The organism is Pelotomaculum propionicicum, from assembly GCF_048984525.1.
In the GTDB taxonomy this organism is placed as follows: Bacteria; Bacillota; Desulfotomaculia; order Desulfotomaculales; family Pelotomaculaceae; genus Syntrophopropionicum; species Syntrophopropionicum propionicicum_A.
Genome location: NZ_JBMGJC010000004.1, coordinates 178,040 through 204,422, shown reverse-complemented (window position 1 = coordinate 204,422; position 26,383 = coordinate 178,040). Strand labels below are relative to the sequence as shown.

At 46.4% G+C, this 26,383-nt stretch carries 27 protein-coding genes, 2 pseudogenes and 1 riboswitch; of the genes and pseudogenes, 12 read left to right on the top strand and 17 right to left on the bottom strand.

Going from position 1 to position 26,383, the window contains the following annotated elements:
* Window positions 1-82: 82 nt before the first annotated feature.
* The 8 genes from ACOBQJ_RS06240 to ACOBQJ_RS06205 form a co-directional block, all read right to left on the bottom strand.
* Window positions 83-256 (bottom strand): hypothetical protein, encoded by a 174-nt coding sequence (locus ACOBQJ_RS06240; RefSeq protein WP_421070866.1) that lies wholly within the window; start codon window positions 254-256, stop codon window positions 83-85.
* Window positions 257-387: 131 nt separating this feature from the next.
* Window positions 388-990 carry a spore coat protein gene (locus ACOBQJ_RS06235; RefSeq protein ID WP_421070865.1) on the bottom strand — a complete coding sequence of 201 codons (603 nt, stop codon included), beginning with the start codon at window positions 988-990 and terminating at the stop codon, window positions 388-390.
* Window positions 991-1,046: 56 nt separating this feature from the next.
* Window positions 1,047-1,328, bottom strand: a complete 282-nt coding sequence (locus ACOBQJ_RS06230) for a hypothetical protein (RefSeq protein ID WP_421070864.1) — start codon at window positions 1,326-1,328, stop codon at window positions 1,047-1,049.
* 91 nt (window positions 1,329-1,419) lie between these two features.
* Complete coding sequence (gene uvsE / locus ACOBQJ_RS06225) at window positions 1,420-2,388, bottom strand: UV DNA damage repair endonuclease UvsE (protein WP_421070863.1); 969 nt, start codon at window positions 2,386-2,388, stop codon at window positions 1,420-1,422.
* A gap of 65 nt (window positions 2,389-2,453) precedes the next feature.
* Window positions 2,454-2,648, bottom strand: coding sequence for a hypothetical protein (locus ACOBQJ_RS06220; RefSeq protein ID WP_421070862.1), 195 nt, complete (start codon window positions 2,646-2,648; stop codon window positions 2,454-2,456).
* 101 nt (window positions 2,649-2,749) lie between these two features.
* Window positions 2,750-3,367, bottom strand: a complete 618-nt coding sequence (locus ACOBQJ_RS06215; RefSeq protein ID WP_421070861.1) for a hypothetical protein — start codon at window positions 3,365-3,367, stop codon at window positions 2,750-2,752.
* A 153-nt stretch (window positions 3,368-3,520) separates the two neighbouring features.
* Window positions 3,521-3,763: a transcriptional regulator gene (locus ACOBQJ_RS06210; protein ID WP_421070860.1), complete on the bottom strand. Its 243-nt coding sequence runs from the start codon at window positions 3,761-3,763 to the stop codon at window positions 3,521-3,523.
* On the bottom strand, window positions 3,760-4,632 hold the full coding sequence (locus tag ACOBQJ_RS06205; protein ID WP_421070859.1) for an SEC-C metal-binding domain-containing protein: 873 nt from the start codon (window positions 4,630-4,632) through the stop codon (window positions 3,760-3,762). The genes ACOBQJ_RS06210 and ACOBQJ_RS06205 overlap by 4 nt, the downstream gene beginning before the upstream one ends.
* A gap of 240 nt (window positions 4,633-4,872) precedes the next feature.
* On the opposite strand from ACOBQJ_RS06205, the gene ACOBQJ_RS06200 reads away from it, so the two are divergent.
* A complete protein-coding gene (locus ACOBQJ_RS06200) occupies window positions 4,873-5,250 on the top strand; it encodes a response regulator (protein WP_421070858.1) in 378 nt (125 codons plus the stop codon).
* A 161-nt stretch (window positions 5,251-5,411) separates the two neighbouring features.
* Here ACOBQJ_RS06200 and ACOBQJ_RS06195 read toward each other — a convergent pair whose 3' ends face one another.
* Window positions 5,412-6,281, bottom strand: coding sequence for an S-layer homology domain-containing protein (locus ACOBQJ_RS06195; RefSeq protein ID WP_421070857.1), 870 nt, complete (start codon window positions 6,279-6,281; stop codon window positions 5,412-5,414).
* 374 nt (window positions 6,282-6,655) lie between these two features.
* Here ACOBQJ_RS06195 and ACOBQJ_RS06190 point away from each other — a divergent pair, with 374 nt between their 5' ends.
* On the top strand, window positions 6,656-6,889 hold the full coding sequence (locus tag ACOBQJ_RS06190; RefSeq protein WP_421070856.1) for a hypothetical protein: 234 nt from the start codon (window positions 6,656-6,658) through the stop codon (window positions 6,887-6,889).
* A 32-nt stretch (window positions 6,890-6,921) separates the two neighbouring features.
* On the opposite strand, the gene ACOBQJ_RS06185 is transcribed toward ACOBQJ_RS06190, so the two are convergent.
* Entirely contained in the window at window positions 6,922-7,956 is a 1,035-nt protein-coding gene (locus ACOBQJ_RS06185) for a GAF domain-containing protein (protein ID WP_421070855.1), read from the bottom strand.
* 154 nt (window positions 7,957-8,110) lie between these two features.
* Here ACOBQJ_RS06185 and ACOBQJ_RS06180 point away from each other — a divergent pair, with 154 nt between their 5' ends.
* Window positions 8,111-9,664 carry a YifB family Mg chelatase-like AAA ATPase gene (locus ACOBQJ_RS06180; RefSeq protein WP_421070854.1) on the top strand — a complete coding sequence of 518 codons (1,554 nt, stop codon included), beginning with the start codon at window positions 8,111-8,113 and terminating at the stop codon, window positions 9,662-9,664.
* Between the two features lie 444 nt (window positions 9,665-10,108).
* Window positions 10,109-11,410, top strand: a complete 1,302-nt coding sequence (locus tag ACOBQJ_RS06175) for a hemolysin family protein (RefSeq protein ID WP_421070853.1) — start codon at window positions 10,109-10,111, stop codon at window positions 11,408-11,410.
* Between the two features lie 48 nt (window positions 11,411-11,458).
* Here the strand turns inward: ACOBQJ_RS06175 and ACOBQJ_RS06170 are convergent, their stop codons facing one another.
* From ACOBQJ_RS06170 to ACOBQJ_RS06160, 3 genes and pseudogenes are all read right to left on the bottom strand, one after another.
* Window positions 11,459-12,757: a hemolysin family protein gene (locus ACOBQJ_RS06170; RefSeq protein WP_421070852.1), complete on the bottom strand. Its 1,299-nt coding sequence runs from the start codon at window positions 12,755-12,757 to the stop codon at window positions 11,459-11,461.
* 113 nt (window positions 12,758-12,870) lie between these two features.
* Window positions 12,871-13,095: pseudogene (locus tag ACOBQJ_RS06165) on the bottom strand (protease HtpX); the annotation flags it as partial.
* Between the two features lie 102 nt (window positions 13,096-13,197).
* Window positions 13,198-13,680, bottom strand: a complete 483-nt coding sequence (locus ACOBQJ_RS06160) for a MerR family transcriptional regulator (protein WP_421070851.1) — start codon at window positions 13,678-13,680, stop codon at window positions 13,198-13,200.
* Between the two features lie 208 nt (window positions 13,681-13,888).
* On the opposite strand from ACOBQJ_RS06160, the pseudogene ACOBQJ_RS06155 reads away from it, so the two are divergent.
* Window positions 13,889-13,984: pseudogene (locus tag ACOBQJ_RS06155) on the top strand (hypothetical protein); the annotation flags it as partial.
* A 540-nt stretch (window positions 13,985-14,524) separates the two neighbouring features.
* Here ACOBQJ_RS06155 and ACOBQJ_RS06150 read toward each other — a convergent pair.
* Window positions 14,525-15,130, bottom strand: coding sequence for a DUF3793 family protein (locus tag ACOBQJ_RS06150; RefSeq protein ID WP_421070850.1), 606 nt, complete (start codon window positions 15,128-15,130; stop codon window positions 14,525-14,527).
* Between the two features lie 323 nt (window positions 15,131-15,453).
* Here ACOBQJ_RS06150 and ACOBQJ_RS06145 point away from each other — a divergent pair, with 323 nt between their 5' ends.
* A complete protein-coding gene (locus tag ACOBQJ_RS06145) occupies window positions 15,454-16,536 on the top strand; it encodes a DMT family transporter (RefSeq protein WP_421070849.1) in 1,083 nt (360 codons plus the stop codon).
* A 170-nt stretch (window positions 16,537-16,706) separates the two neighbouring features.
* On the opposite strand, the gene ACOBQJ_RS06140 is transcribed toward ACOBQJ_RS06145, so the two are convergent.
* The 3 genes from ACOBQJ_RS06140 to ACOBQJ_RS06130 form a co-directional block, all read right to left on the bottom strand.
* Window positions 16,707-16,961 carry an AbrB/MazE/SpoVT family DNA-binding domain-containing protein gene (locus ACOBQJ_RS06140; RefSeq protein ID WP_421070848.1) on the bottom strand — a complete coding sequence of 85 codons (255 nt, stop codon included), beginning with the start codon at window positions 16,959-16,961 and terminating at the stop codon, window positions 16,707-16,709.
* A 171-nt stretch (window positions 16,962-17,132) separates the two neighbouring features.
* Window positions 17,133-17,507 carry a YraN family protein gene (locus ACOBQJ_RS06135; RefSeq protein ID WP_421070847.1) on the bottom strand — a complete coding sequence of 125 codons (375 nt, stop codon included), beginning with the start codon at window positions 17,505-17,507 and terminating at the stop codon, window positions 17,133-17,135.
* Complete coding sequence (locus tag ACOBQJ_RS06130) at window positions 17,492-18,274, bottom strand: ribonuclease HII (RefSeq protein ID WP_421070846.1); 783 nt, start codon at window positions 18,272-18,274, stop codon at window positions 17,492-17,494. The genes ACOBQJ_RS06135 and ACOBQJ_RS06130 overlap by 16 nt, the downstream gene beginning before the upstream one ends.
* Before the next feature lie 231 nt (window positions 18,275-18,505).
* Between ACOBQJ_RS06130 and ACOBQJ_RS06125 the strand changes: the two genes are divergently transcribed.
* The 6 genes from ACOBQJ_RS06125 to nrfD all read left to right on the top strand — a co-directional run bounded on the left by ACOBQJ_RS06125 (window position 18,506) and on the right by nrfD (window position 26,183).
* Window positions 18,506-19,318, top strand: coding sequence for a formate dehydrogenase accessory protein FdhE (locus ACOBQJ_RS06125; protein WP_421070845.1), 813 nt, complete (start codon window positions 18,506-18,508; stop codon window positions 19,316-19,318).
* Between the two features lie 69 nt (window positions 19,319-19,387).
* A complete protein-coding gene (locus tag ACOBQJ_RS06120; protein WP_421070844.1) occupies window positions 19,388-19,606 on the top strand; it encodes a twin-arginine translocase TatA/TatE family subunit in 219 nt (72 codons plus the stop codon).
* Between the two features lie 58 nt (window positions 19,607-19,664).
* Window positions 19,665-20,444 (top strand): twin-arginine translocase subunit TatC, encoded by a 780-nt coding sequence (gene tatC / locus ACOBQJ_RS06115; protein WP_421070843.1) that lies wholly within the window; start codon window positions 19,665-19,667, stop codon window positions 20,442-20,444.
* A 437-nt stretch (window positions 20,445-20,881) separates the two neighbouring features.
* A riboswitch (molybdenum cofactor riboswitch) is annotated at window positions 20,882-21,005 on the top strand.
* Between the two features lie 16 nt (window positions 21,006-21,021).
* Window positions 21,022-24,114: a formate dehydrogenase-N subunit alpha gene (gene fdnG, locus ACOBQJ_RS06110; protein ID WP_421070842.1), complete on the top strand. Its 3,093-nt coding sequence runs from the start codon at window positions 21,022-21,024 to the stop codon at window positions 24,112-24,114.
* A 42-nt stretch (window positions 24,115-24,156) separates the two neighbouring features.
* A complete protein-coding gene (locus ACOBQJ_RS06105; RefSeq protein ID WP_421070841.1) occupies window positions 24,157-24,987 on the top strand; it encodes a 4Fe-4S dicluster domain-containing protein in 831 nt (276 codons plus the stop codon).
* Between the two features lie 29 nt (window positions 24,988-25,016).
* Complete coding sequence (gene nrfD / locus ACOBQJ_RS06100; protein ID WP_421070840.1) at window positions 25,017-26,183, top strand: NrfD/PsrC family molybdoenzyme membrane anchor subunit; 1,167 nt, start codon at window positions 25,017-25,019, stop codon at window positions 26,181-26,183.
* Window positions 26,184-26,383: the final 200 nt, after the last annotated feature.

Genomic DNA, 26,383 nt, shown 5'->3' with positions numbered 1-26,383 from the left:
ATTATGGCGGTTGATGCAAAACAAAAACCGCCTTGGGGCGGCGGTTCCAGAAACCGGTTCCTCCGGTTTATTCTACTTTCTATCACCCTAGTTGGTCCATCAGCTCAATGTGAGTGTTCAGCAAGCTTTTAAGTTTAGCCCTCAGGTCGCTGGCGGCATTTTGGTCAGTGGCCGTTGACAGCATTTCTTTAACCGAGTTAATGTTTTTCTGTGTATTTTCAATAGCTTCCAACAGTTCAACTCTGTTCATAATCATAAAACACACCTCCTGCGTTGAATTATTTAGCTTTTTTAAAGATACCACAAAATGATTATATTTTGAATTAAAAAATAATTTAGAATAAATAAAAAATTTAGACCCCTGGTCTTGTGAACCAGGGGCCCGGTTTAACTGATATGTCCCATCTGTCCCATCTGTCCCATTTGTCCCGTTTGACCCATTTGCCCCATGTTAGCGGGCTGGAATGTATTGATCATCGTGCCTGTTGTCATTTCTTTCATCGTCGGCACCTGGTAATATCCTTTTTGGTTCATATAATTCCATACCTCATAAGCCTGCTCGGAGCAGTTGATAGCGCCTTGCTGCACCATTCGCCTTAAATAAGGATCTGCAAATTCAAGAGAGGCTGTCATCTTAAGCGTAGCAGATGATTTATGGAATCCCAGCATCCCGCTTGAAATATCCCTGTCGTCAATCTCATCGGGTGAAACATTTGGCGCTACGGGGCCCGGGTGCCGCAGACCATACGAAGGGCTGACGTTGCCAACTCTGCGGTAGGGGACAGCTTCACCCCTGCCCCGCTGGCTGGTGGCATTGACCATATTGTTGTATTCCTGGTGTGCGAAATTAATTTGGTTGTCCAGGATGTTCCTCAGCTGGGGGTCTTTCACATGGGGGCTGTACAGCTGCAGCTGGTTAATGCCGTCGATGGTGTGCGTGAGGACCTCGTGTAATTCCATTGTTTCATGGGCGCCAAGGTTAGCCGGCATAATATCCCTCCTATTTTTTTTATGCCAGTATTATGCTGATTATCAGATATTGTTATTCAGAAAACTTTTGGCTCCCACAGCTCGAAGTCGATGTATTCAGTATTGGGGTAACCTTCAGAGTCACACTGAAATACATACCGGTAAAAATCCTCCATACTGTCGAACCTGGCTCCGTCTTCCAGGCTTGATACCGCTTTCCCGCCGCTGTCGTACCTAAACCTTTCCGGACTGCCTGATATGGGGTGGGCCTTAAAAATCAGTTCCTGTCTTTTTGACTCTTTGAAAAAGTTGTCCAGGTTTTCCAGAGTGTGAAAACGTATGAACCGCTGCCTGCTCAAGTTTTTTCCCGCCCTTTATTTATTTGAATATAATTACCCGCCTTTATGATAACCAGGTTTACCTTTTGAAATCCTTACTCACCGTTTTAAGCTATAAAAATATTAGGGCCGCGTCACCGTCACGCTCCACCATGGGGTAGCCGGCCAGGTCCCCGACCAGCTGAAACATCGCCCTGTCTTTTTGCTTTGCCTCCACCATAATAACAATATCATTATTCAATTCACGTGCCAGCTTCAGAAACGGGTAGAGGTCGTCCGGGTTTACAAAATCATGGTGGCTGCGGAAGTCAGCCGCGCTTTTAGGGCTGGAGATGTGAAACTTCGGAGGCAGGCCGGCAATATCCCAGGTTGAGAAGACTGCAGGCAAAATTTCGGCCAGGCTTTCCCCCTCGTTATTGCACTTATAATGGTGGATATCCAGGACCATGGGCAGTGATAACGCGCCGCACAGATCCAGCACTTCTTTCGCGGTGAAAGACTTGTCGTCGTTCTCGACAGCTATCCTGTCCGCCATATGCCGGGGCAAGCGACCCCAGTTTTGTTTGAACCGTTCCAGCGCGTTCTTTTTATTACGGTAAGCGCCCCCGGTGTGGATAACAAGCCTGGCCCTGTTATCCAGGACCATTGCGTCAAGCAGGCGACAGTGGTGCCCGAGGTCTTTCAGGGAAGCCTGGAGGATTTCTTCCGCAGGCGAGTTCAGTAGAGTATAGTGATCAGGGTGAAAGGAAACCCTGATTTTATTTTCCTTTACAAGACTGCCGATTGTCTCCAGCTCTTCTTTCAGGTCTTTTATATAGTCCCATTCCGACAGCATGGGATGGGTGGCCAGGGGAATAATTTTGGATGAAAAACGGTATACCCGCACCCTGTGTGCCCTGTTATGCCTGAGCAGGCGCAGCGTGTTGAGCAGGTTTTCGCGGGCGGTCCTCCGCACCCTGGCTAAAGCGGCCGCCTCGTCATTCTCAGCGAGCTTGCTGTATGTCTTAAATGTAACTGTGCCCGAAGGGGAAGCACTTTCAAGAATAACGGACATTGCCACGTAACCGAACCTGATATGCAAACCGGCGCCCCCCAGTTTTGACATATATTTTCGTAATAATGGGCTTCATATTTTATTGGTAAAGTTTATTCTGCGCCCTTTGCCCGGTCAATTATCCGCTGGGCCGCTGAAAAAGATCCCGGTACTTTATAAAAATGGGTGTAGCGGTTGAACAGGTTTTCAATAAACAGCACCTTGGCCCGGTCCGAGGCATAAGGCTCTAAAAGCACATTTTTCAGCTCCTGCAATAAGCTTTTAAGCAGTTTCTCATTTTCAGACATGTATCCACCACCTATAGAAAATACCTCCTGTGGGAGGTATTATAGCAAACATATGTTTGGTTGGTCAAGTACGCACGCCGGAGATCCAAATGCCGATGAGCTTAAAAAAACTTTTTCCACCACGGCAGTTGGCCATTTTTATTTTTTTGGTTTTCCTGAAAATTATTTTCTTTATCATCAAACATCTGGTCGTATGTTTCTTTGATACGCTGAAAAGGGTCAACCCTGGCGTAATTGCTTTTTTCCTTCTGCGGGGCGTCCTGCACAGCTGTTGGTTCTCCATATTCACTATTTAATATTTTATCGTAGGTGTCCCGGATGCGCTGGACCGGCTCATCCCGCCGCGCTTCCTCCAGTGTGTCGATATTGTTTTTAATATCGTCTTCATAGTTTATTCTTTTTTCAAGACCTTCTTTGATACTCCGGATCGGTTCGTCCCGCAGTTCGTCTTCCAGGGAACTGATGCTGGCCTGGGCATGGTCTTCATTGTCCAGCCTCTTATCATAGCTGTCTCTGATCCGCTGGACCGGATCTTGCCGCAGGTCGTCCTCCGCTGGATCAATGCTGAGCTCAGTATTAAATTCATGATCCAGTTTTTTGTGGTAACCGTCCCTGATATGTTGGACAGGATCTCTTTCCAACGCTTCGTCCAGGGCGTCCCTGAATAATTTTGCCAGGCCGGTCCGCACTTTTCTTTTGGGCCCGTTATCTCCGTTCATACCCTCAATACCTTCCGCTAGAAAATGTAATCAGTGGCACAGTGATGTTTATTTCTTTATTATGTTCCCAAATTCCTGCCATTTATATTCGTTACCGCCCGCCGCTCTCATCTATTCTGGTATAATTTTAAAAATTATTGTGACAAAACCTGATCACCAGGGTATTTTATCCATGTAATCACCTCGGAGTATGGGCATGATCTTTGTCTTCAGCGGCTCTGACAAATCTTTAACCTTCACGTCGTCTATTCTTAAAATATCTATAGTGTCGACCTTTGCTTGTTGTGCCAGTTCCCTGGCCGTAAGGCCCTGGTTTTTCCGCAGTTCCTTTACTGTCTTGTTTTTTAAGCCAAACCCAAAAATACAAACCCCTCCATTATTAAAGACTGGTTTCAAGTGCGCTCTATACCTATTTTACCAAAACCGTCAACAAACCAGGCGGGAAAATGTTTTACCTCAGCCTCACCGCCATATACTCTTCTCGAAAGCGCCAGAACAGCCTTTACCGCGTGGCTGTTAATACCGAATGGCACAAAATGCTCCTTGACCCTGTCGAGCCTGCATTCTTCAGGGTCTGATATAACCGCCAGCGCCCTGCAGGCTAGCGGCCGGACAGGATATATCAGGCAGGTGTCAATGTCGGATAAAAATGGACAAGGTATTTGCTTGGCGAAATATTCCTCCTGCATACGTCCGGCGATAGCACCAACAGTTTCCACCAGTGATAAATAATCATTTTTGTGTTCGCATATCTTTTTGAAGAATAAATCCCGCGTATCCGCGCTGAAAGCGCTTTCTATATGTTCTCCGGCCAACCGGCTTTCGAGCGTGCTGGCCCCGACATAGGGGTAGCAGCAATAGCTGCAGCCTGCTTGGCAGGAGTAATAAGGAGAAAAATATTTCTGTACCCCTTCATATAAATAATACAGCTGCCGCAGCATCTCCAGGGCATTTTTTTCATTAATGCCCCTCACCCGGGCGGCTTCAACCAGCAGGAGCATATATTTATCGAGTGCAAGCCTGGCTTCTTCGACAGGGTAATACGCTTGACGCCCCTGGTAATTTGTAAAGGCGACTTCTTGTACTGCTCCCAGACAGCATCTTTTATATTTCCTGCCGCTGCCGCAGGAGCACGGATCATTTCTTCTCGGTTGTTCCCGGACCATGCTCATTGGCCTCCTCCCCTCCACATTACAGCCGGCCATTAACCTGCCACAGGGCATTAATCCGTCCGGATCTTTCTTAATGCCCTGCCGTTTTTTCACTATTTCGACAACACCTGGTTACTCCCTGGAAAATTTTTACGACAAATAGCGACATAAAAATCATGTTTTTTTATGCCTCGATTAAGGTCCCGGATAAATCCAGGACCTTCGTATAATAAAAAATTAGTAGAATATACTAATTTACTCCCTGACAAAAGTAAGGTATAGTACGAAATATATAAATAGATTTGGCCAAAATAGTAATATTATGGTGATTGTTTTTGTAGAGGGCGGTTACCGATGAAAAAACGCATTATGATTGTCGATGACAGCAATTTTGCCAGAATGATGCTGAAAAAAATTCTTACCGGCCAGGGTTATGAAGTGGTTGGGGATTACGGAAACGGTATTGACGCGGTAGCCGAATATCAGAGGCTGAATCCGGACCTGGTCACACTGGATATCGTAATGCCTGAAATGGGCGGCAAAGAAGCCCTGCATAAAATATTATCCATGGACCCGCAAGCCAAAGTAGTTATTGTCAGCTCCCTGGATGTAAAAGAATCTATTTTAGGAGCACAGGACTTCGTACTTAAGCCTTTTACCAGGGAACGACTGCTGCAGGCTGTTGAAAAAGCATTATCCAGCCCCGCAGACACACCTGCTTTTACTGTTTAAAAAGCGAAAATTTATCTTAAATAACAGGTTAAAGAACGGCAGGGAGCCCGCACTGCAAATTGCGGGCTCCCCTTTTTGGTTTAAGATAAGGTTTAATTATTTTAAGTCTTAGTTCTAATAGCACCACCATCCTCGTATGTTTTGCTTGAATTTATATATTACTAGTCTTCTTCCCCGGTATCATTATCGGTGTCGGTGTCAGTGTCCGTATCTGCATCATCGTCGGTATCACTGACGGTATCATCGCCGGTATCTGTGGTGTCACCCGTCTGGCCACCGGTTTCAGCGTTTATTTTGGCTATTATGACTGCCATCTCCGCCCTTGTAATCCTGCTGTTAGGATTGAATTTACCGTCCGGAGTGCCGGAAATAATACCTTCGTTGTAAAGGGCCAGAACATAACCTGCGTCTTCAGGTGATATTAAGATTCCGTCTTTAAAGGGAAGAGTCGATGTGTCCGCCGGTGTGAGGCCCATATACTTGGCGATAATAACTGCCGCATCGACCCTTTCGCACTGCTTATGTGAATGGAAGCGGTTTATGTTAATAGCGCCTTTGTAAACTGCTTTTTGGACAGATTTCTTGGCCCAGCCGGGAACATCGCCAAGTTCATCTTCCTCTAAATCCAAATCTTCCTCTTCAATCCCTTCCTCAGTAATTCTATCCACCAGCGAAACGGTCTCCAACTCTGTGATCGGGTCGTCCGGCCGGAAAGTGCCGTCATCGTATCCCGCAAAAATACCAAGCTCTGACATCTCAATAATAGTTGATTTGGCCCAATGCCCTTTAACGTCTTTATACTTGTTTTCTGTTACCGCTCCTTTATTTCCCTTAATACTGTTAGTTTGATCTTTTAATTGTCGTTTTGCTTGATTTTCGATTTGATTTTCAGATTGTTCTTCATTCTTTATTTGCTGAACAACATTTTTACTTTTCCCCTTGCTCTCTCCTCCTGGCTTAGCCCATGCGGCTCCGGTAAACAAAACACCAATCAGTGCAAGTGAAATAACCAGGGACACTAGCCTTCTCAATCCCACCATCTCCCCTTATTTTTATCTAATATTAATTTTAACTGTGCTGATTTTTTTTACAGGCAACCATATTTACATTTTTTCTGGGACTATGGTCTCAATTTAATTGAAGGACTAATGCGCCCGCATCGCCATCCAGCAAGGTTTAAGGTTTATTTAGAAAGGTAATATTAAAGGCCTGTAGAATTTATAGAGTGACAATTAATTTTTTAAAAGTGGGGGAATCAAAATGCCTGACGCTTTTTCCGCAGACGTGGTCAAGGCAGCTTTCATTCGCTCGGACGGAGAGTGTGAATGCACAAAAAGTAACCATAAGCACTCGGGAAGATGCAATAAGTTAATGACCTACCATATGAGGGGCATGTCTCTGCCCGGTGGTTGGGAAACTTGTCGGGTTAACCCTGAGAGACCGCCTGATGCAGGCAATTGCCGCATATTATGCATGGATTGTTATACAGCCGGTTAAAAAAACGGCCGCCCTGTTAGGTGGCCGTTTTGATTTAGGCGGGATGTTTTGGACAAGTCTCACAGACAAAAACCTCGAGGCTGATGGGTATCTAAACTCATCATTTTTTCAAACTCGTCATTCAAGATTTTCCATGCAGTAGCAGCATTAAACATTAAATGTCCCGTTTATCGATCAACATACTGTATTTTTACTATTCCTTTGCTGCAAACTTATTTTCAAAAAAGGAGCTATCAGAGTAGCACAATAACCAAGAAACTTTACATCTAATTCATCATAGGCATTAACCTTTTGACAATCTAAGCTTAAAACACCGTAAATTTCTTCTCCCATTAAAATTGGAACACAGATAATTGAAGAGTATATTTTATCTTGCTTACGTGTAAAATACATTCCTTTTGCTTCTATTGAATCAATATCCTTCAAATGATATTCTTTTTTGCTATTAAAAACATAACCTCCTAAACTTGATGATTTTGGCAATGATAATTGCTCAGAATCATAAGTATTAAACCAACCTGAATTTTCAAAAATTACCAGGTTATTGGGATCTTTTTCATCCTCTACAAGAATGGCAATCCTTTTAGAACTATCATCATTTATAAGGCAAGAAAGTATTGTCGAAAGTACAGTAGTATAAACCTTGATTTGCTTCTTCAAAAAATTCTCGATTCCACCATAGCATATATACATATTTAATTCCTTTTTAATTAAATCTAATTCCTCCATCATTCTGGATTTTCGCTCAAGAAGTTTTTGTGATTCACTATAAAGATGGTGTGAAAATTTATCTTCCGAAACCACTTCAAGTGCTTTCGTTAAATCTTTTGATAGTTTGTCCAAACCCTTCTCACTGGTATCATAATAAATGGTATTAATATCAGTTATATCAAATGGCAGCACTTCACCAATTTCACAAATTTGAATTACAGGTTTACTTACAGCATAACTATATCCCAACTCAAACATAATATTTGCTTTAAATCCTGTTAAATTTGCAACTACTAAATCGCAACTGTTAATTTCGTCAAATACTTTTTTAATCGTTGAACCTAAGCAATAATTCTTATGCGGCCATTTTACCTTATACCCGCTTTTTTTTAGAGTAATATTTATAGGATCCTCTATTAGTTCTAATTTATTCCATTCTAGTGAATTGACTTCTCCCATTGCAGTAATTATAAAACAGCTTTTAAATGTATCTAACATAAAATCCCCCCCAAAGATTATTTCTTTGGATCTATTAATTTTCCTCTTAATTGGCTTATTTTATTAAAATTCCAACCATTCGCTGCTTATGCTGGAAGGATTAAGGAGGCGGCAGTCGAATAAATGGTAAAAATAGCTATAACTGGAGGCTCTGATGATAGCCATTGTAAAAAGCACCGCCCTCCACGGCCTGGACGGCCAGGTGGTGGAAGTTGAGGTTGACGTTTCAAACGGCCTGCCTTCCTTTGATATAGTAGGCCTGCCCGACGTCTCGGTCAGGGAATCAAAAGACCGGGTCCGCGCGGCCATAAAAAACTCCGGCCTGGAGTTTCCGGTGAGGAGAATAACTGTTAACCTGGCGCCGGCTGACGTAAAAAAAGAAGGTCCCGTTTACGATCTGCCGATTGCAGTCGGGATCCTGGCCGCTACCGAACAGCTGACACCTGATCAGTACGGGCGCTTCGCATACCTGGGTGAACTATCCTTAAACGGTTCGCTGCGCGGTGTCGCCGGGACGCTGCCCAGCGTCCTGGCGGCTGTGGGAGCATCCATGGATGAAATCGTCGTCCCTGCGGAAAATGCCGCTGAAGCGGCACTGGTTGAAGGGGCGAATATTTATCCCGCCGTCAGCCTCGCGGAACTGACCGGTTTTTTGCGGGGTGAAATCAACATACCACCATATGTTTTGGACCTGGAAGATTATCTAAGGTCCGCACCTTTTGACTGGCCGGATTTCGCTGACGTGAAAGGACAACAAACCGCCAGGCGATCTCTCGAGGTGGCCGCTGCCGGCTCGCACAACCTGATCATGTTCGGCAGCCCGGGATCGGGCAAAACCATGCTGGCTCGCCGCCTGCCCGGCATCATGCCGGACATGACTTTCCAGGAATCTATAGAAACAACCAAAATCTACAGCCTCGCCGGCCTGCTGACAGCGGACACACCGCTGGTTAACCGGCGGCCTTTCAGATCACCCCATCACACCGCGTCTACCATCGGCCTGGTCGGCGGCGGCAGGAATCCCCGGCCGGGAGAAATCAGCCTCGCCCACAACGGCGTACTATTTTTAGATGAAATGCCTGAATTTCAAAAAGACGCGCTGGAAGCCCTCCGCCAGCCTCTTGAAGACGGTATTGTGACAATATCCAGAGCCAGCGCTTCTCTTACATACCCGGCCAGGTTGATGCTGGTGGGAGCGCTCAATCCCTGTCCCTGCGGCTATTTCGGCGACCCAATGCGCGAATGCACGTGCACACCCCACCAGGTGCAGAAGTATATTTCCCGCCTGTCCGGGCCGCTTTTGGATAGGATCGATATTTGCATCGAAGTGCCAAGGCTGCCTTTCGAGGAAATCTCTTCAAATGAAAAACCGGAGGGCTCGGCGTCTATTAAAAAACGGGTGGAAGCGGCGCGGGAACGCCAGCGGGAAAGGTTTATGAATGAAGATCATAAAAGATGCAAGGCCCCAACATGCAACGCTCAAATGGGGTCGAAAGAAGTACGTCAATATTGTAAAATGACTAAAGGAGCACAAAACCTCCTTAAAGGGGCTTTTAGCAAATTTTCCTTGAGTGCAAGGTCCCATGATAAGATTTTGAAAGTCTCCCGTACCATAGCTGATCTGGACGGTTCGAAGCTCATAGAAGAATTTCACCTGGCTGAAGCCATCCAGTACCGCTCCCTGGACAGGATTTATTCATACTATTAGCAAAGAAAATTTAAATGTTATTTTTTTACCAGAAGAACAGTGCTTCTAAACATATTTCTCTGCCGGGATCCCCTGTTCTAACTATTATTCCGACTTTAAACCTTTCAGAGAATCGGCCCTTGCCCGGAGACAAGATAACGTTTGGTAGCGATTCTTGCAACATACTACCTTATCCCTACATATCTTACCCCCAATTAATATTTATACATTTTGGTCTGCAATTTTCTTTCCTTTTCCAACAAACCAAAATGCTAAACTGTTACTCCTGTTAGTCCGGCTATATGAGGCAGCGTGGTTCTCACCCGGGTCCAATTCCCAATCGAGGCCCCCTCTTTTTGCATGAGATAGCTCAGTTAATAGCGGTGCTTAAAATTTGCATTATTGAAAATAATAAAAATCATAATTGACTTCTTCAAAGGGATCTAAAACATGCCGTTTATAAACTTGACACTTGTAGTAATACTGATTGCGGCTACCGCATTTTTTGTGGCTGCTGAATTCGCCATTGTTAAGGTGCGGGACTCCCGTGTCGAGCAGCTGATTCAGGAAGGAAACAAAAAAGCTTTGGCCGTCCGCAAAGTAATCCATAACCTGGACGGCTACCTTTCCGCTTGCCAGCTGGGTATAACCATAACCGCGCTGGCCCTAGGCTGGATAGGAAAGCCTGCCGTGGCTGACGTTATTGGGCCGGCAATTAGTTACTTGGGCATACCTGTACCTGTAGCGGAAGGGTTGTCCTTTATTATAGGTTTTGCCACCATAACCTTTCTCCATGTGGTCATCGGGGAATTAGCTCCCAAAACTCTCGCCATCCAGCGTGCTGAGTATACAGCCATGTGGGTTTCGAGCCCCCTTATATGGTTTTATAAAGCTCTATACCCGGCAATCTGGTTGCTGAACGGCTCCGCCAGGTTAATCATAAAATTCATAGGGCTGCATACGGTTTCCGAACATCACCAGATTCATTCTGAAGAAGAAATAAGGATGATTCTTTTACAAAGTCACGAGGGAGGCGAAATTACCCAGTCCGAATTACAATTAGCCAGAAACTCCCTCCAGTTCGCCGACCGGGTTGCCAGTGAGATTATGGTTCCCCGTACTGATATGATCTGCCTTTACACTAACCTCAACTGGGAAGAAAATCTAAAAATAATGACAGAGGAAAAATATGCGCGCTACCCTGTTTGTGACGTCAACAAAGACAATATCATCGGTTACATAAATACCAAGGACATCTGTTTCAGCGGGCAGACGGACCTGACTTTAATCCAGATGGAAGGTTTTCTGATGCAGGCCCTGCGCAAGGTCATGATCGTTACTGAATTGACCTCCATCGATGAAATCCTGAAAAAAATGCAAAAAAACCGTGTGCAGCTGGCGGTTGTGGTGGATGAGTACGGTGGTACTGCGGGCCTTTTAACCATAGAAGATATCCTGGAAGAAATTGTAGGGGAGATCCAGGATGAGCATGACGAGGAGCGAAACACCATTGAAGAACTGGAGGACAACAGGTACTCCATTGATGCCAGGATACCCATAGCGGACTTCAACCGGCAATTTGAACAGTGCTTGAAGGCAGATGGTGTTTTTACCCTTGGCGGTTGGTTCCTGGATAAGTCTCATAAAAGGCCGGAATTGGGGCAAAGTTTAGTGCACCAAAATTTAAGGTTTACTATAATTGAATACGAGAAAAACACTATCCGTCGTCTGGAAATTAATTTTCTAAAAAAAGAAAACTCCGGGTAAATCCACCGGAGTTACATTGCATACTGATTCCATTTTTACTAAATCGGGCTACACGGCCTGACCGGCCTGTTCCTTTACAACCACCTGGACCTGTCGAATACGCAAGCCCTTGACCTCAACCACTCTCAGTCTGTGCTCAGGCAGTTCGACAACATCACCAACACGGGGACGCTTTCCCAGTTTTCCAAATACAAATCCACCCAGGGTATCATATTCTTCCTGTTCGCCAACCGGCAAATCAAACATGTCAGCAGCATCTTCCAGGAGCATCCGGCCGTCCACAAGGTATGACCCTTCTTTCTCCGGAGTCACCTGGGGTACCTCTTCATCAAATTCGTCCTGAATCTGTCCGACCAGTTCTTCCAGAACGTTTTCCATAGTAACAATACCTGCCGTGCCGCCGTATTCATCAACTACCAGGGCCATATGCTGGTGGTTTTTTTGAAACTCTCTCAGCAGGCGGTCTAAAGACATTCCTTCCGGAACCAACATAATATTGCGCTTGATATCGTCTATTTTGGTACCAGTGTCCAGGCGGAAAACGTCCTTTATATGGACAAGTCCCACAACATGGTCATGATCACTTTCACAAAGCGGGAAACGGGTGTGCCCTGACCGGCGAGCTATTTCCATGTTCTCTTCCAGGCTGTTCTTTTTATCCAGAAATACTACCTCCGGCCGTGGGACCATTATTTCCCTGGCCACCCTCTTTTCAAACTGAAACACGTTTTGCAGCAAGTTCCATTCACTGCTGTCCAGGTGACCACACTTGTAGCTGGCGGAAACAAGCATCTGCAGTTCTTCCTCGCTGTGGCTTTCCTCGTGCTCGCTGGCGGGCCTTACACCCAGGACACGCAGGATATTGTTTGCTGTACCGTTAAAGACGACAATTCCCGGATAAAACAGGTAATAAAACAGCCGCATCGGGGCCGCCAGCCACAGGGTCACGTGTTCAGCCCTCTGAATGGCCAGCGACTTGGGTACAAGTTCTCCAAAAACCACATGCAGGAAAGTCACAAGAGTAAATGCAACCATAAAAGATATGGAGTGTACTGCTGCCGGAGAACTAACACCAAAGCTGTGCATCAGCGGCTCTAAAAGCTTAGCCACCACCGGTTCACCCAGCCAGCCCAGACCGAGGCTTGAGATCGTAATCCCTAATTGGCACACCGATAAATAAGCGTCAATATTGTGAATACACTGCTGGGCGATTTTAGCCCTGCGGTTGCCCTCTGCAACCAACTGTGTCAGGCGAGTCGGTCTTACTTTTACAAAAGAAAACTCTGCCGCTACAAAAACACCGTTCAGCAAAACTAAAAAAAGGGCTAAAAACATTTTAAAAACCAAGAAAAAACTGAATGACGAGCCGTCATCCATAATTATGAAACACTCTCCCCCTATGATCATTTGAGCCTATATACGCTCAGCCTAAATTGACTAAATGGCTATATAATTAGTGACTAATCTATCCCATCCTTTAACCTCTCCACCCTTTCCTGGATAGGTGGGAGGGTGCTGAAAAGCCTCATCAGGGATCCCCCTGATAGCGGGTTCACAATGAAAAGATGGGAAGCCGCGGGATTCACCTGCATTGGGACCCGTTGCGCTCCGGCCTCCAACTTCAACAGGGCGTTAGCCAGACCTGCCGGTGAACCGGCAATGCGGGCGCCAGCGGCATCAGCCAACAAATTCACTGAATATACGCTCCTTAAACTATTTCGAACACATAGCTTGTCTGATAAATATCCAAACTTAAGCCTAATAATTCCTTAAATGGCATATAAGCACTAAAGATATTGTGTTATTTCAGGAGCAATTTCATTGATATACAGCATTATTGAATTAATCAATGCCATGCTTTGTATTAACACCTGTTTTGTCAACTGAGAGGCCTGACTGAATTCCTGGCCGGAAGCAACTGGTTGCAGCTGGATAATTTGCTTTTCCAGTTCTTTAAGCTGCTTCTTGATAAAATCAATACTTATAGTTTCCTTATCAATTTCAATTCCGGTTTCTAACTGGTTGTTGTCCAGCAAGCTTAACCTTTTTCTAATTTCCTCCAAAGTAAGTCTTTTTTTCTTCATGCACTCAATGAGTTTAAGGCGAAATAAGGCCTCTTGGGAATAATATCTGTAATTACTTTCGGAACGCAAAGGATTAAGCAGTCCGAAATTTGTATAATAATCCACGGTCCTCTTGCTGATGCCTGCCAAATCAGCAATTTCACCTATTTTATATTTTATCGACTCCCCAAAATTTAAACCCTCCAATCAGTTTATTTAGCATTATATAACAATAATACAATACAGTCAAACGTTATACTTTTCGGATATTCCTTCCAAGGCTGGGTGATGTGAAAGACTTCCTGTGACCTTCTCTGAACCCTACAATTGAGAAATTGTAATATGCAAATCGAAACTCTAATAATAATGGTTTACGCCTACCGTATGGAATTTTTCTCCCAAGGATCAATACGGGAACAGGGATCCGGTGGAATCCGCTTTGATCGGCACAGAAATACCCTCCAATGACATGCTTTTCAACTATACTTGGGTGGATCATCCGCTCCTTTGACCCCTGCCTGGCTTGTGCAACTCATGTCCTGAATGCAAATCACAAAAAGTAGGTAGTTTTTTAAACACAAAAAGTTGGCATTCCACCTATTTATAAAAGGCGGTCGGCGTCCATCATAATTTGTAATTTGTTGATTTGGCCCCGCCCGCAGGTCGGAATCGAGTTTTGAATAATAATTTATATGGAAATAGCCTTACTCTCATCTGTCTCTAAAACTAATGAACCGGTTCTCGTCTAAATACAAGAACCGGTTCATATTTGGGTCTCTGGTTTCATGAGGCTGTGCTCCTTTTCTCTGCAATAAAGTTTGTAATAACAGGAATTCCATATACGGCAAATATAACAATTAGTACGGCAACCAGCAAATCCATTTTCGCTCCTCCTTTGTAAAAAAGATTTATTCCCTTTTTCCGGACATTTTAATATTCTCTTCTTGTGCCGGTTAAATGTTTATTCTGGTAGTAATTATATAAAGAAAAAATTAAAATAAGATTTCAGAATCATTAAATAATTATTAAATCGAATTTTGTCGCCATCCTTTTAATCCCGCATGGAATTATATCCCTCGCTGTATCTTATAACAGCACTGGCCGCATCAAGTGTAGCCTCGTCGTAAATTCTAAAAAGAAGTTCGGCCCGTTCCCGGTTTCGGTATACTTTCCAGTACCTTGACAGCAGATAATTCTTGCCCTTGTTTTCTATGAAGCCTTTCACATCCTCAACCGGAAAGCCCAAAAATATACCAACTTCATGCGTGCAGGTTAACGCAAACCTGCTTTTTAACAACTGCAGCTTTTCGTCCAAAGTAACAGCTTCCTGATAACCCAAGCTGTTTAAAAAATCAAGGTTGCGGCTATTACCCAGATACCTTTCAAGCATTTTCCGCCTGTAAAAAAGCACTATTGCGATTTCGGCCCCGTCTTTCAGCTCGCAATATTCCAGGTTAAACTCCAGGCATATTTCCTGTTTATAGCAATGCCACAAAGCAAAAAGGTTCTTTCTGCGCCCTGAAAAAGCAATCAGAGAGGACGGCTTCCTGCCTTTAATAGTGGGAGCGGCCCCAAAAGAGATGATGGCTGCAAGATAATCTTTGCCCTGCATCCTGTTCAGGCACTCCAAATACTTCAGTTTAAGCGACGCATCCAAACCATGACCCCCCTGTTATTAAAGCATCATAATAATATGATGCCAGCCTTTGTCCATCTTCTATACTCCCCACTCCAAGGTGAATTTTATGAATTTTAACCCCAGGCAGGTTCTCCCCGGCTAGCCCCGTTTCAAATCTGTTTTTTAGGAGTAACTGCGAAGGAATCGCTGTCTGATTTATCGAATATAATTTAAAAAACCTGTCTGCTTAAAAGGCAGGTTTTACCCTGTAACGAAGCCGGTGTACCCCAACTTTCATTCTACGGGCTAAAAGCTTTACGGACCGCTATTTGCAAACCTATAGAATTAAACGAGGCTTATATATGGAATTATTAGAGGTAAAAAATGCAGACAGAAAAAACAAAAAAATACAGTCTGTACTCATGGCTGTTTTAGCAGCGGCTCTTTATGGCATCAGTTCACCTGCGTCAAAGCTGCTGCTCGTGGATATACCACCAACATTAATGGCTGCGCTGCTATATTTAGGCGCGGGTTTAGGAATGCTGGCGGTTAATCTTTTAAAGTTACTTAAGAAGAAAGAACAATTAGAAGCGAAAATGACCAAAAAAGAACTGCCTTATATAATAGCTATGGTAGTTCTGGATATTGCGGCCCCCATATTTTTGATGCTGGGACTTACTATGACAACTGCCGCAAATGCTTCCCTGCTTAATAATTTTGAAATTGCAGCGACCTCGCTGATCGCGCTGTTTATTTTTAAAGAGGCTGTGGGAAAGCGCTTGTGGCTGGCGATTTCATTCATAACGCTGTCCAGTATAGTTTTGTCGGTAAAGGATTTCAGCAGTTTTTCCTTTTCTATTGGCTCTATATTTGTTTTATTTGCCTGCGTCAGTTGGGGGCTTGAGAATAACTGTACACGTATGCTGTCTTTAAAGGACCCCTTGCAAATAGTGGTTGTTAAGGGATTTGGGTCAGGCGCCGGGGCTCTCATCATTTCAATGTTATTAAAGGAATACAGCAGTAATTTTTTATATATATTCCTTGCCCTGGTATTAGGGTTTTTTGCCTACGGGCTCAGTATATTTTTTTATATTTCAGCTCAAAGAGAACTTGGGGCGGCAAGAACAAGCGCCTATTACGCTGCCGCACCATTTATAGGAGTTTTGATTTCCTGGGTGGTACTGCAGGAAGGTATTACCCAAACGTTTCTAATTGCACTTATGATCATGCTAGTCGGAACATATTTTGCGGTCACCGAGGACCATAAGCATTCACATGTCCACGCTGAAGAGTCGCATGAGCATAAACACAGCCACGATGACGGGCACCACTCTCATACACACTACCCTGAAATAGTTGGAGAACACAGCCATGAACATACTCATGAAGCAATTGAGCACAAGCATGCACATTTGCCTGACCTACATCACAGGCATACGCATTAACAAAACATATCTTTGATTCTAACGTGGTCGCCTTTTTCACCCTGCCTCCTTTGATAACCCGGCCAAATCTCCCTTCCCTGCTGACAAAATAATGTCTGCCGCTGTCCTTACAAATAAAAAAGGCCGCCTTATGGCAGCCTTTCACCTACGGAGCAGCTTTTTTACAGGAACTATATAGTTTTAACGTTTCTGAACATAGCTTCAGCACATTCAACGCATACCATCTTCCCGCGAAAATGTTTGACTTTTACAGCGTTATTACAAAAGACACAAGCAGGCTCATACCTTTTTAAGATAATCTGTTCACCTTCAACAAAAAATTCCAAGGGGTCTTTCTCGTCAATGCCGAAAGTACGTCTTAATTCCATTGGCAAAACTACGCGTCCAAGGTCATCGACTCTTCTCACTATACCTGTTGCTTTCATTTTTACCCCTCCTTAGACAAATTAACAGAATTTTCTATCATAGTGTACCATTTTATTAATAAAAGTGTAAATAGTTTTTTAGTTTGCCATTATTTATTGCGACAAGGGGCAGCCTTCAGCTTCAAGTAAATGACAGCGAGAACCGTCCCCACTGTCGCACTTTGCAATGTTTTAGAAGGCGTTTTTAATGTGTTCCAGATCCTTTATAACATCTTCCCAGTCAAATAAAACAGCTATCACGTCAAACCGGCATCTGCTTTCAGTTTTTCCTTCAGCTTTCAGGAAATACCAGGCCAGCTGCCGTAATTTGTTCTGCTTGTGTTTCGTGACACTTTCCTGGGGCAGGCCAAATTCTAAGCTGCTGTGTGACCGAACCTCCACAAAGACCAATACATCCTTATCCAGCGCTATTAAATCAATCTCGCCTATAGAGCAGGTGTAGTTCCTTTGCAGCACTCTGTAACCAATCTTTTCAAGGTAATGAGCAGCCGCGTTTTCTCCCTTTTGACCCCGCCTCTTTCTCCTGACTGTCATAGCTGCAGGCATTCCTGGACGGGACGGTACCCGGCCCTGTGGATCGGGCAGGGCCCGTAAACAGCCAGTGCCTTCAAATGCTCCGGTGTGCCGTAGCCCTTGTGGCGGTCAAAACCGTACTGGGGATAAAGCTCGTGGTATGAGTCCATCATGTCGTCCCTTGTCACTTTGGCCAGGATCGAAGCCGCGGCAATGGAAGCGCTTAGACCGTCACCTTCGATAATGGGCGTCTGAGGGTATTCCAGCCGGTCAATTTTAAAACCGTCCACCAGTACGTGAGCCGGTTTTACGGCCAGCCCGGCAACAGCCCTGCGCATGGCATTGAGGCCTGCCTGGTGAATGTTTTCTGTGAAAATCTCCTCCACGGAAGAGATGCCGACAGACCAGGCCAGGGCAGTCTCTTTAATCTGGCCCGCCAGTAATTCGCGCCTGGCGGGGGTCAGTTTTTTTGAGTCGTTAAGGTTTACCAGGACGGCGTCTTCAGGCAGGATTACCGCGGCGGCCACAACCGGCCCGGCCAGCGGACCCCGGCCCGCTTCATCAACGCCCGCGACAGGATAATACCCCCCGGCCTTCAGGTCTTCCTCATATAGAAACAGCTTGGCCAGGCGCTTCATTTCAAGTGCCATTACGTTTTCTGCCCGCAATAATTTCATGTATATTTCCCGGACACCCGCCCTGTTATCAGCCGACAGAGCTTGCCTGAAATCAAGGCTGTTTCCGTGAGGACTGCATGCTATCTTTTTTATTTGTCCAATAGTTAAATTAGATATGTCCATACTGCAGACTCCGTTTTCCGTTATAACATTTTACCCTATTCCAGATTTAACAATAATTTCGCCAAAAGATTAAAATCTCCTTGATGCGGATTTGATATTGATATGCATATGGAAAATAATTTAATTGACATCTATATTTCCGCTTGTTATGCTCATTCCAGGGCTTAAAGGACATGCATACGCCATAATGTAAATTTTATACATTATAAAAAGAAAGTAGGCGAAATTTCAATGCAAAACCCATCATTACAGGAAATGCTGGTAAGTTTTCACCAGGAATTTTTGCAGATATCGGTGCGGGAAGACGCCGTAACTTTCGAGACGCCGGGCGAAACAATTTTAAAACAGGGGCGGGAAAAATCGATACCGCTGGTGAGTATTTGTCCGCCCCGGGTTAAAGCCGAAGACTTTTTTGCAACCATGAAGCAAGTGGCCGGCGTTATTAAAAATTTCATGCCTGATCTAGCCGCGGATACAGAGCAGATAGAATCAGCCCTGCCTGTTGAACCCGCTGGACAGGAGGAATTTGCCGCCAGGGCCTTTACCCCCGGAGTGAATTTATTGACATACCTAAAATCAGATGTGCCGCCTGAGACCTTTGGCTTCTTATTGAACCACACTGTTAAGCCGTTCATGCGGCAGTACGCGGTCAATGCAAGCAAATATTTCGACCCCGAAACATGGCTGGAAGGAAACTGCCCTGTTTGCGGCGGCAAACCCACCCTGGCGCTGCTGGAAAAGGAAAAAGGCGGCCGTTACTTGTACTGCGGGCTTTGTGAAGTGAAATGGCGCTTCCACCGCCTGGGCTGCCCTTACTGTGCCAGCCCTGAGTCACACTTTTTTACAGTTGAGGGTATGGAAAAGTACAGGGTTTATTATTGTGACAAATGCCACGGTTATATAAAAACTATAGACGGAGCCAGGGCCGGCGACAGCAAGCTAAATCTTTTTTGGGAAGATATTAACACGGTGCAGCTGGATATCCTGGCCATGCGGGAAGGTTATTTCAACCAGCAGGTTGACCCGCAGGAGCCTGAAAAATAATGGCACGGGCAGGAATATTCGACGATTGCGTCGTAAATTAAGCTGTAAGCATGAAAGGAGTGCGCTTAAATGCCGAATATTGGAGCAACTGAATTGATCTTGGTCCTGGCCGTGGCCCTAATAATATTTGGCCCGGGCAAACTGCCGGACCTGGGTAAAGCGGCAGGCAAAACAATAAGAGAATTTCGCCGTTCTTCAATGGAAATAATGGATGATGTAGAATCAGTCGCAAGCAAAGAGAAAAGCGAAGGACCACAAATAACAGAAGCGGCTAAAGCTAATTCCTGAACAGCAGGTCGTCCAGCATGCAACAGCCTATTTAGCCGCCTATTAGAGAGGGTAAAAAATGCCTAAAAAAACCGACGAAATGCCTATTATGGAGCACATGGAGGAACTGCGTCGGGTTTTAATCGTATCTATTATCGCCACTATTGTACTTGCTATAGCTGCTTATTTCTTCATTGACCAGATTCTGGCGATACTTATGGAACCACTGACCAAGCTTGAACAAAAAGTGAATTTTCTGGGCGTTACCGAACCGATCTTTGTAAAACTCAAGCTGTCTTTTTTTGCCGGCTTTTTAGCGGCCATGCCTATTATTCTGTGGCAGATCTGGAGCTTTGTCGTACCCGCGCTTAGAAAAAACGAAAAAGTGGCTTTTACCATGTTCGTTTTGATTTCTTACCTGTCCTTCATGGGCGGGGTGGCTTTCGGTTTCTTTGGCGTGTTCCGTTACGGCGTATATTTTCTGCTCCAGTTCGCCGGTCCCACTCTGGCGCCGATGCTTACCATTGACAAGTATATTTCATTTACTATATCCTTTCTGATACCTTTCGGCATAGTCTTTGAGTTTCCATTAATCAGCTATTTCCTGGCCCGGCTGGGGCTTGTCAGCTACGCTTTTTTTGCCAGGAACCGGCGCTACGCGATCCTGATCTCTGTAGTTATAGCGGCTGTAATCACACCTACTCCCGATATCATTACCTGTTTAATAGTCAGCGGTCCCATGTACCTGCTTTTTGAATTCAGCGTCTTTGTGATGCGTATCACTGAACGCAGGCTTGCCCGCAGGAAAAAGCGGGAGCAGATGGCTGAAATGTCGGACGCTCACCCGCAGCAGCCTTAGAGAGGCCGGGAAATTATAGTCACCTCTAAAGGCCAAAATTAAGTTTTGTAAAATTGTTACCTTTTGCTTTTACTAATGACATGAAATGTAAAAGTTATGAAGTCGACTTATATTGGTATGCTGATTACCCGTAAACAAAAAATATTTTGTTCTCTTATGCAGGGAAAAGTGTTCAAATACAGAATAAACTAATGAAATTAAAAGAATTTATTATTTTTTCTAATCAATCATATTATTTTTTATCGTAACTGTTCATAAACATGGATGATAGCCACTTATTCTATAAAACTGGTATGGCTTTCAGGGAACAACGAGAGGGCCGGCTGTAAGAGATAGATAACAGCCTGGGAAACTTTCGATATTTTATAGATATAGAAGGGGGGGAAGTTCCAGGTCCACTGATTTTGAGAGGAAAGGGTAAAATTTTCTTCAGTATCTTATCTAATAATCTCCGAACCTGGCGATCTAAAGCGCTTAAAAGCTATGATTTCCAGGTCGTTAGGGTATACAGGGAAACCGGTACACCTCCCGTACTTGGAAAGGAGATCTAACGAGATGACTGAGTACGCGCACTTTTATGTCAAAGGAGGTCAGGTTTGTGAAGCAAAAAGTCAGTCGTCGCGATTTTTTGAAATATTTTGGTCTGGGCACCGCCGGAACCGCACTTCTGGGCAGCGCGGGCGCTGTACCGGCTCTTGCCAGCACTGACGCAGACAAGCTCCCCACTTTTGAAATGGGTCCCCTGAAAATTAGCAAGGCCAAAGAGACTGCTTCAGTCTGCGCGTTTTGCGGAGTCGGCTGCGGACTCATTGTCTATTCCGATGAAAAAGGGGAAAGAGTTCTTCATATCGAGGGCGACCCGGACAACCCCAACAACGAAGGATCCATGTGCTCCAAAGGTATCGCCCTCGGCGACGCCAACACCATTGTTGACAAAAACCGCAAGAGGGTGGTCAACAACCGCAGGATCATGGATGTGCTGTACCGCGCCCCCAACAGCAACAAATGGGAAAAGAAAGACTGGGAGTGGGCGCTGAAAGAAATTGCCAAGAGAGTAAAAGAAACACGCGACGCAACCTTCGAGGAAAAGGACGAAAAGGGTGTCACTGTCAACCGCACCCAGGCTATCTGCCATATCGGCAGCGCATCTTGTGACAATGAGGAGAACTACCTCTTCCAAAAAATGCAGCGTGCCATGGGGCTCATCAATATTGACCACCATGCCCGCCTCTGACACTCCTCCACTGTGGCCGGTCTTGGCCAAACGTTCGGCAGGGGTGTTATGACCAACAGTTTTACGGACTATAAAAACACCGACGTATTTTTAATTATCGGCGCCAACCCTGCGGAAAACCACCCGCAGATCATGCGCCACTTGGGTATTGCCGTGGGCACCAGGGGCGCCAAGGTAATCGTAGCCGACCCCAGGTTTACCAAAACAGCGGCCAAAGCTGATATTCACGCTCCGCTGCGCCCCGGCACCGATATCGCGTTCCTCTACGGCATCATGAATTACGCTATTGAGAACGGTCTGTACTTTTATGATTACGTCCTGAACTATACGAACGCTTCCTTCATAGTAAACCCGGAATATGGTTTCAGCGACGGTTTGTTCACCGGTTTTGCCGACGGCAAGTACGACACCAAAACATGGGCATACCAGATGAACGGAGATGCCATAGCAAAAGACCCCACTCTTCAGGATCCCCGGTGCGTGTTCCAGATTTTGAAAAAGCACTTATCCCGTTATGATATCAAAACAGTGTCCAATATCACCGGCACACCCGAAGATGTTTACAAGAAAGTTTGCGACCTGTACTGCTCCACCGGCAAGCCGGATAAAGCCGGCAACCTGATTTACGCCATGGGTATCACCCAGAGTTCGCACGGCAGCCAGAACGTGCGGGCCACCGCCATGCTGCAATTGCTGCTTGGCAACATCGGCATCGCCGGCGGCGGCGTCAACGCCCAGCGCGGCGAGTCCAACGTGCAGGGCTCCACTGACCAGGGAATTTTATATCACTTATTGACTGGTTATCTCGCATCAGTTAACGCGGCTGCACACCCCGCTCTTAAAGATTATCTGGAAAAAGAGACTCCCAAGACCAGCTTCTGGTCGAACAAGCCGAAGTTCCTGATCAGCATGCTGAAAGCATGGTACGGAGCCAAGGCGACCAAGGAAAACGACTTCTGTTTTGACTATATTCCCAAGCATGACGGCAAAGACCACTCTCACCAGGCGATATTCCATGATATGTCCGAAGGCAAAATCAAGGGCTACTTCGCCTGGGGACAGAACCCGGCGGTAGGCGGGCCCAACAGCACCGTTGCCCGCAAGGCGCTGGAGAACCTGGACTGGATGGTAGCCGTCGACCTGTTTGAGACGGAAACAGCTTCATTCTGGAAGCGTCCGGGAGCAAACCCGGCCAATATCAAGACTGAGGTCTTCCTGCTGCCCACCGCTTTTTCCTATGAGAAGGAAGGCACAGTGGCAAACAGCTCGCGCTGGATCCAGTGGCGCTGGAAAGCGGTTGAGCCGCCCGGAGTGGCCAAGAGCGACCTCTGGATCGCTTATGAAATATTTAAAGCGGTCCGTGAAGAATACAAGGCCGGCGGCAAGTTCCCAGCCCCGATCCTGGATATGGTGTGGGATTACGACTTGCCCGGCCATGATGAACCGGATATCATGAAAATAGCCAAGGAGATGAACGGCTACGTGGTGGCTGACGGCACCACCCTGGACGCCTTCTCAAAACTCAAAGACGACGGTTCAACAGCCTGCGGCGTCTGGATTTACACCGGCTACATGTTTGAAGACCCCGTGCTGAAAGTCCCCGCGTCGCAGAGGCGCAGCCGGGAAGACAAGAGCAACTTGGGCCTCTTCCCGAAATGGTCCTTCTCCTGGCCGGCAAACCGCCGTATCGTGTACAACCGCTGCTCTGCCGACCCGTCCGGCAAACCGTGGGATCCGAAACGGTCGCTGGTGTCCTGGGACGGCGCGGCATGGGTAAATAACGACGTGCCTGACTTCGGATTTAAAGACGCGGCGACAGGCGCCTTTACCACCCCGGACAAGTCAGCCGTAAACTGCTACATTATGACCACTGAGGGTGTCGGCAGGCTGTTCGCGCCTACCGGCTGCAAGGACGGCCCTCTGCCGGAACACTACGAGCCGGTGGAGAGCCCGATAGATAACCCGATAAGTAAACAACAAAGCAATCCGGTGACTGTGAAATACAAAGGTGACTATGCCAAGCTCGCGCCAACGGCGTCTCAGGACTATCCTTATATCGGTACGACCCACCGCCTGGTTGAGCACTACCAGAGCGGCGCTGTGACCAGAAGCTGCCCCAACCTGGCAGAGCTCCAGCCGGAAATGTTCGCGACAATATCTCCAGGCCTGGCCAAGAAACTGGGAGTTCAACCGGGTGATATGCTGGTAGTAAGCAGTATCCGCGGCCAGATTAAGTGCAAGGCGAACGTGCTGCCAATAGTCAAGCCGTTCAAGGTTGACGGCAAGGAAATTGAGCTTATCGGCCTGCCCTGGCATTACGGTTACTCCGGCATTGCAACGGGTGAGACAGCCAACGACATAACACCCAGCGTCGGGGATCCCAACACGATGATACCGGAATCCAAAGCTTTCCTCTGCAACGTGAAGAAAGCATAATAATCAACACCTTAAATCCAAGCAGAAACCGGAGGTGTAACGATGTCAAAGAGTGTCCTGGTAGACGTTACCAGGTGTATCGGCTGCCGCAGCTGCCAGGTTTCATGTAAATCATGGAACGACCTGCCGGCCAATGAGGGCGCGTTTTCCAACAACTGGGACAGCCCAGGCAAATTAAGCGCATATACCTGGACCAACGTTAACTACTATGTAATAGAAGAAGGCGACCAGCTCAAGTGGCGCTTTGTTAAAAAACAATGCATGCACTGCAATGAGCCCGCCTGTGAATCAGCGTGCTTTACCCACTCATTTGTCAAGACTAAAGAAGGGGCGGTTATTTACAAGCCGACCGACGCCAACAAGGACTACTGCGTCGGCTGCCGCTACTGCATGATCGCCTGCCCCTTTGGAGTGCCCGGCTTCCAGTGGGACAAAGCTTTCCCCTACGTGCTGAAATGCCGTTTTTGCTATGACCGCATGAAGACAGAGGGCCTTGAGCCGGCTTGTGTGACCTCCTGCCCCACCCAGACCCTGACATACGGAAACAGGGACGAACTGCTTGCCCTGGCTTGGGACAAGATTAACAAGGACCCCAGGTACATTAAACATGTCTACGGCGAAAAAGAATACGGCGGCACATCATGGCTGTATATATCAGACGTTCCTTTCGATAAATTAGGCTTCAGGACAGAAGCTTTCGGCAAACCTGTCACCCAGAGGTCGATACCTTCTCTGACCTGGGACGTGCTCAAATGGACTCCCTACCTGTTCTTCGGCTGGGGCGCCATCCTGACCATCATGCGCGCCTATACCAAGCGCCGCGCGGAACATCATGACGAGTCGGAAATGTTTGAGCCCGTTGACAACAAATAATTATTTTGATAACTGGAGGTGAGATATAAATGCAATTTGGACGCTTTACTTTCAGATTGACTGGTTTTAGAAAGCTGCTGATACTGTTCGTGCTGATCGCGGTTGGAGCCGCCCTCTGGCGCTTTGCATTCGGCCTGGGATCGGTGACGAACCTGAGCGACGAGTGGCCCTGGGGGCTGTGGATCGGTTTTGACCTGCTCTGCGGCATCGCCCTGGCCGGCGGCGGCTTCAGCACGGCGCTGATCGTGCACGTGCTGCATAAGGACAAATACCTGCCGATCGCCCGCGCTGCTTTGTTAACTTCGTTAATCGGTTATATCATATCAATGGTCAGCCTTTTCCTGGATATCGGCCGTTGGTTTAACTTCTGGCGTCCCTTCTTCTTCTGGGGTTTCCACTCCGTGCTGTTTGAAGTATTCTGGTGCATTTCACTGTACACGACAGTACAGGTACTGGAGTTCGGTGAGATCTTCTTTGAAAAAATCAACTTCCCAGGGCTGCAGAAAATTATTAAAGCCATGCTGCCATTCCTGCTGATCCTGGGCATAGTACTGCCCTCGCTGCACCAGTCCTCCCTCGGCTCTCTGTACATTGTTGCCGTTGACAGGCTGTACCCGCTGTGGTGGTCACAGATCATCCCGTTCTTCTTTGTCTGGTCCGCCTTCTTCCTCGGGCCGGCTATGGTCACCGTGGAAGGGACCCTGGCCGCCAGAGCTTACGGGCGGGAACCGGAGCTTCCGGTATTTGCAAGCATGACCAAGATTACGCTGGTTATGTTAATCATCTACCTTATTGTAAAGATAGCAGACCTGGTATACAGAGGCGTGCTTTCAATGGCCTTCAATGGGTCCTTTGAAAGTAACATGTTCCTGATCGAGATGATCGTGTTTATTATCCTGCCGATCATCATGTACGCTATGCCGTCTGTCCGCAACAAGCTGGGCGGTGTTCTGACCGCTTCAATCCTGGTGGTTGTAGGTGTAATATTCAACCGGATGAACGTGGTGTTCACCGGTATGGCACAGGCCACGGGCGGCAGCTACTTCCCCAGCATCTGGGAATGGGCGCTGACCATCGGCATGTGGAGCGGTTTGGTATTAGTATACTGCTTCGTTGTTGAGAACTTCCCGATCCTGCCCAAGGAAGAGCACGCGCACGGCAGCGGCCATTCTGTCGGAGCAGGCTTCCACGCCTAATAAAAACCTGTATAGTTACAAATGTTCAGGGGGGCTTAATAAAAGCCCCCCTGCCCTTTTTAATCGTAGACATTAATTGGGTCGTGGGTCGTGAGACGTTGGACGTGAGGTTCATGCATTCCTTTCAGGCCTTTAACCCTTAAGGTCTGTCTTGCACTCTCACGTCCCACATCTCATTTCTCACGTCTCAAACGGTGTGT

What these genes read in the sequence shown, in the direction of transcription:
- ACOBQJ_RS06240 (WP_421070866.1), bottom strand. Translation starts at nt 256, where the DNA reads ATGATTATGAACAGAGTTGAACTGTTGGAAGCTATTGAAAATACACAG.
- ACOBQJ_RS06235 (WP_421070865.1), bottom strand. Translation starts at nt 990, where the DNA reads ATGCCGGCTAACCTTGGCGCCCATGAAACAATGGAATTACACGAGGTC.
- ACOBQJ_RS06220 (WP_421070862.1), bottom strand. Translation starts at nt 2,648, where the DNA reads ATGTCTGAAAATGAGAAACTGCTTAAAAGCTTATTGCAGGAGCTGAAA.
- ACOBQJ_RS06215 (WP_421070861.1), bottom strand. Translation starts at nt 3,367, where the DNA reads ATGAACGGAGATAACGGGCCCAAAAGAAAAGTGCGGACCGGCCTGGCA.
- ACOBQJ_RS06200 (WP_421070858.1), top strand. Translation starts at nt 4,873, where the DNA reads ATGAAAAAACGCATTATGATTGTCGATGACAGCAATTTTGCCAGAATG.
- ACOBQJ_RS06185 (WP_421070855.1), bottom strand. Translation starts at nt 7,956, where the DNA reads ATGTTAGATACATTTAAAAGCTGTTTTATAATTACTGCAATGGGAGAA.
- ACOBQJ_RS06180 (WP_421070854.1), top strand. Translation starts at nt 8,111, where the DNA reads ATGATAGCCATTGTAAAAAGCACCGCCCTCCACGGCCTGGACGGCCAG.
- ACOBQJ_RS06145 (WP_421070849.1), top strand. Translation starts at nt 15,454, where the DNA reads ATGGAATTATTAGAGGTAAAAAATGCAGACAGAAAAAACAAAAAAATA.
- ACOBQJ_RS06140 (WP_421070848.1), bottom strand. Translation starts at nt 16,961, where the DNA reads ATGAAAGCAACAGGTATAGTGAGAAGAGTCGATGACCTTGGACGCGTA.
- ACOBQJ_RS06135 (WP_421070847.1), bottom strand. Translation starts at nt 17,507, where the DNA reads ATGCCTGCAGCTATGACAGTCAGGAGAAAGAGGCGGGGTCAAAAGGGA.
- ACOBQJ_RS06130 (WP_421070846.1), bottom strand. Translation starts at nt 18,274, where the DNA reads ATGGACATATCTAATTTAACTATTGGACAAATAAAAAAGATAGCATGC.
- ACOBQJ_RS06125 (WP_421070845.1), top strand. Translation starts at nt 18,506, where the DNA reads ATGCAAAACCCATCATTACAGGAAATGCTGGTAAGTTTTCACCAGGAA.
- ACOBQJ_RS06120 (WP_421070844.1), top strand. Translation starts at nt 19,388, where the DNA reads ATGCCGAATATTGGAGCAACTGAATTGATCTTGGTCCTGGCCGTGGCC.
- tatC (WP_421070843.1), top strand. Translation starts at nt 19,665, where the DNA reads ATGCCTAAAAAAACCGACGAAATGCCTATTATGGAGCACATGGAGGAA.
- ACOBQJ_RS06105 (WP_421070841.1), top strand. Translation starts at nt 24,157, where the DNA reads ATGTCAAAGAGTGTCCTGGTAGACGTTACCAGGTGTATCGGCTGCCGC.
- nrfD (WP_421070840.1), top strand. Translation starts at nt 25,017, where the DNA reads ATGCAATTTGGACGCTTTACTTTCAGATTGACTGGTTTTAGAAAGCTG.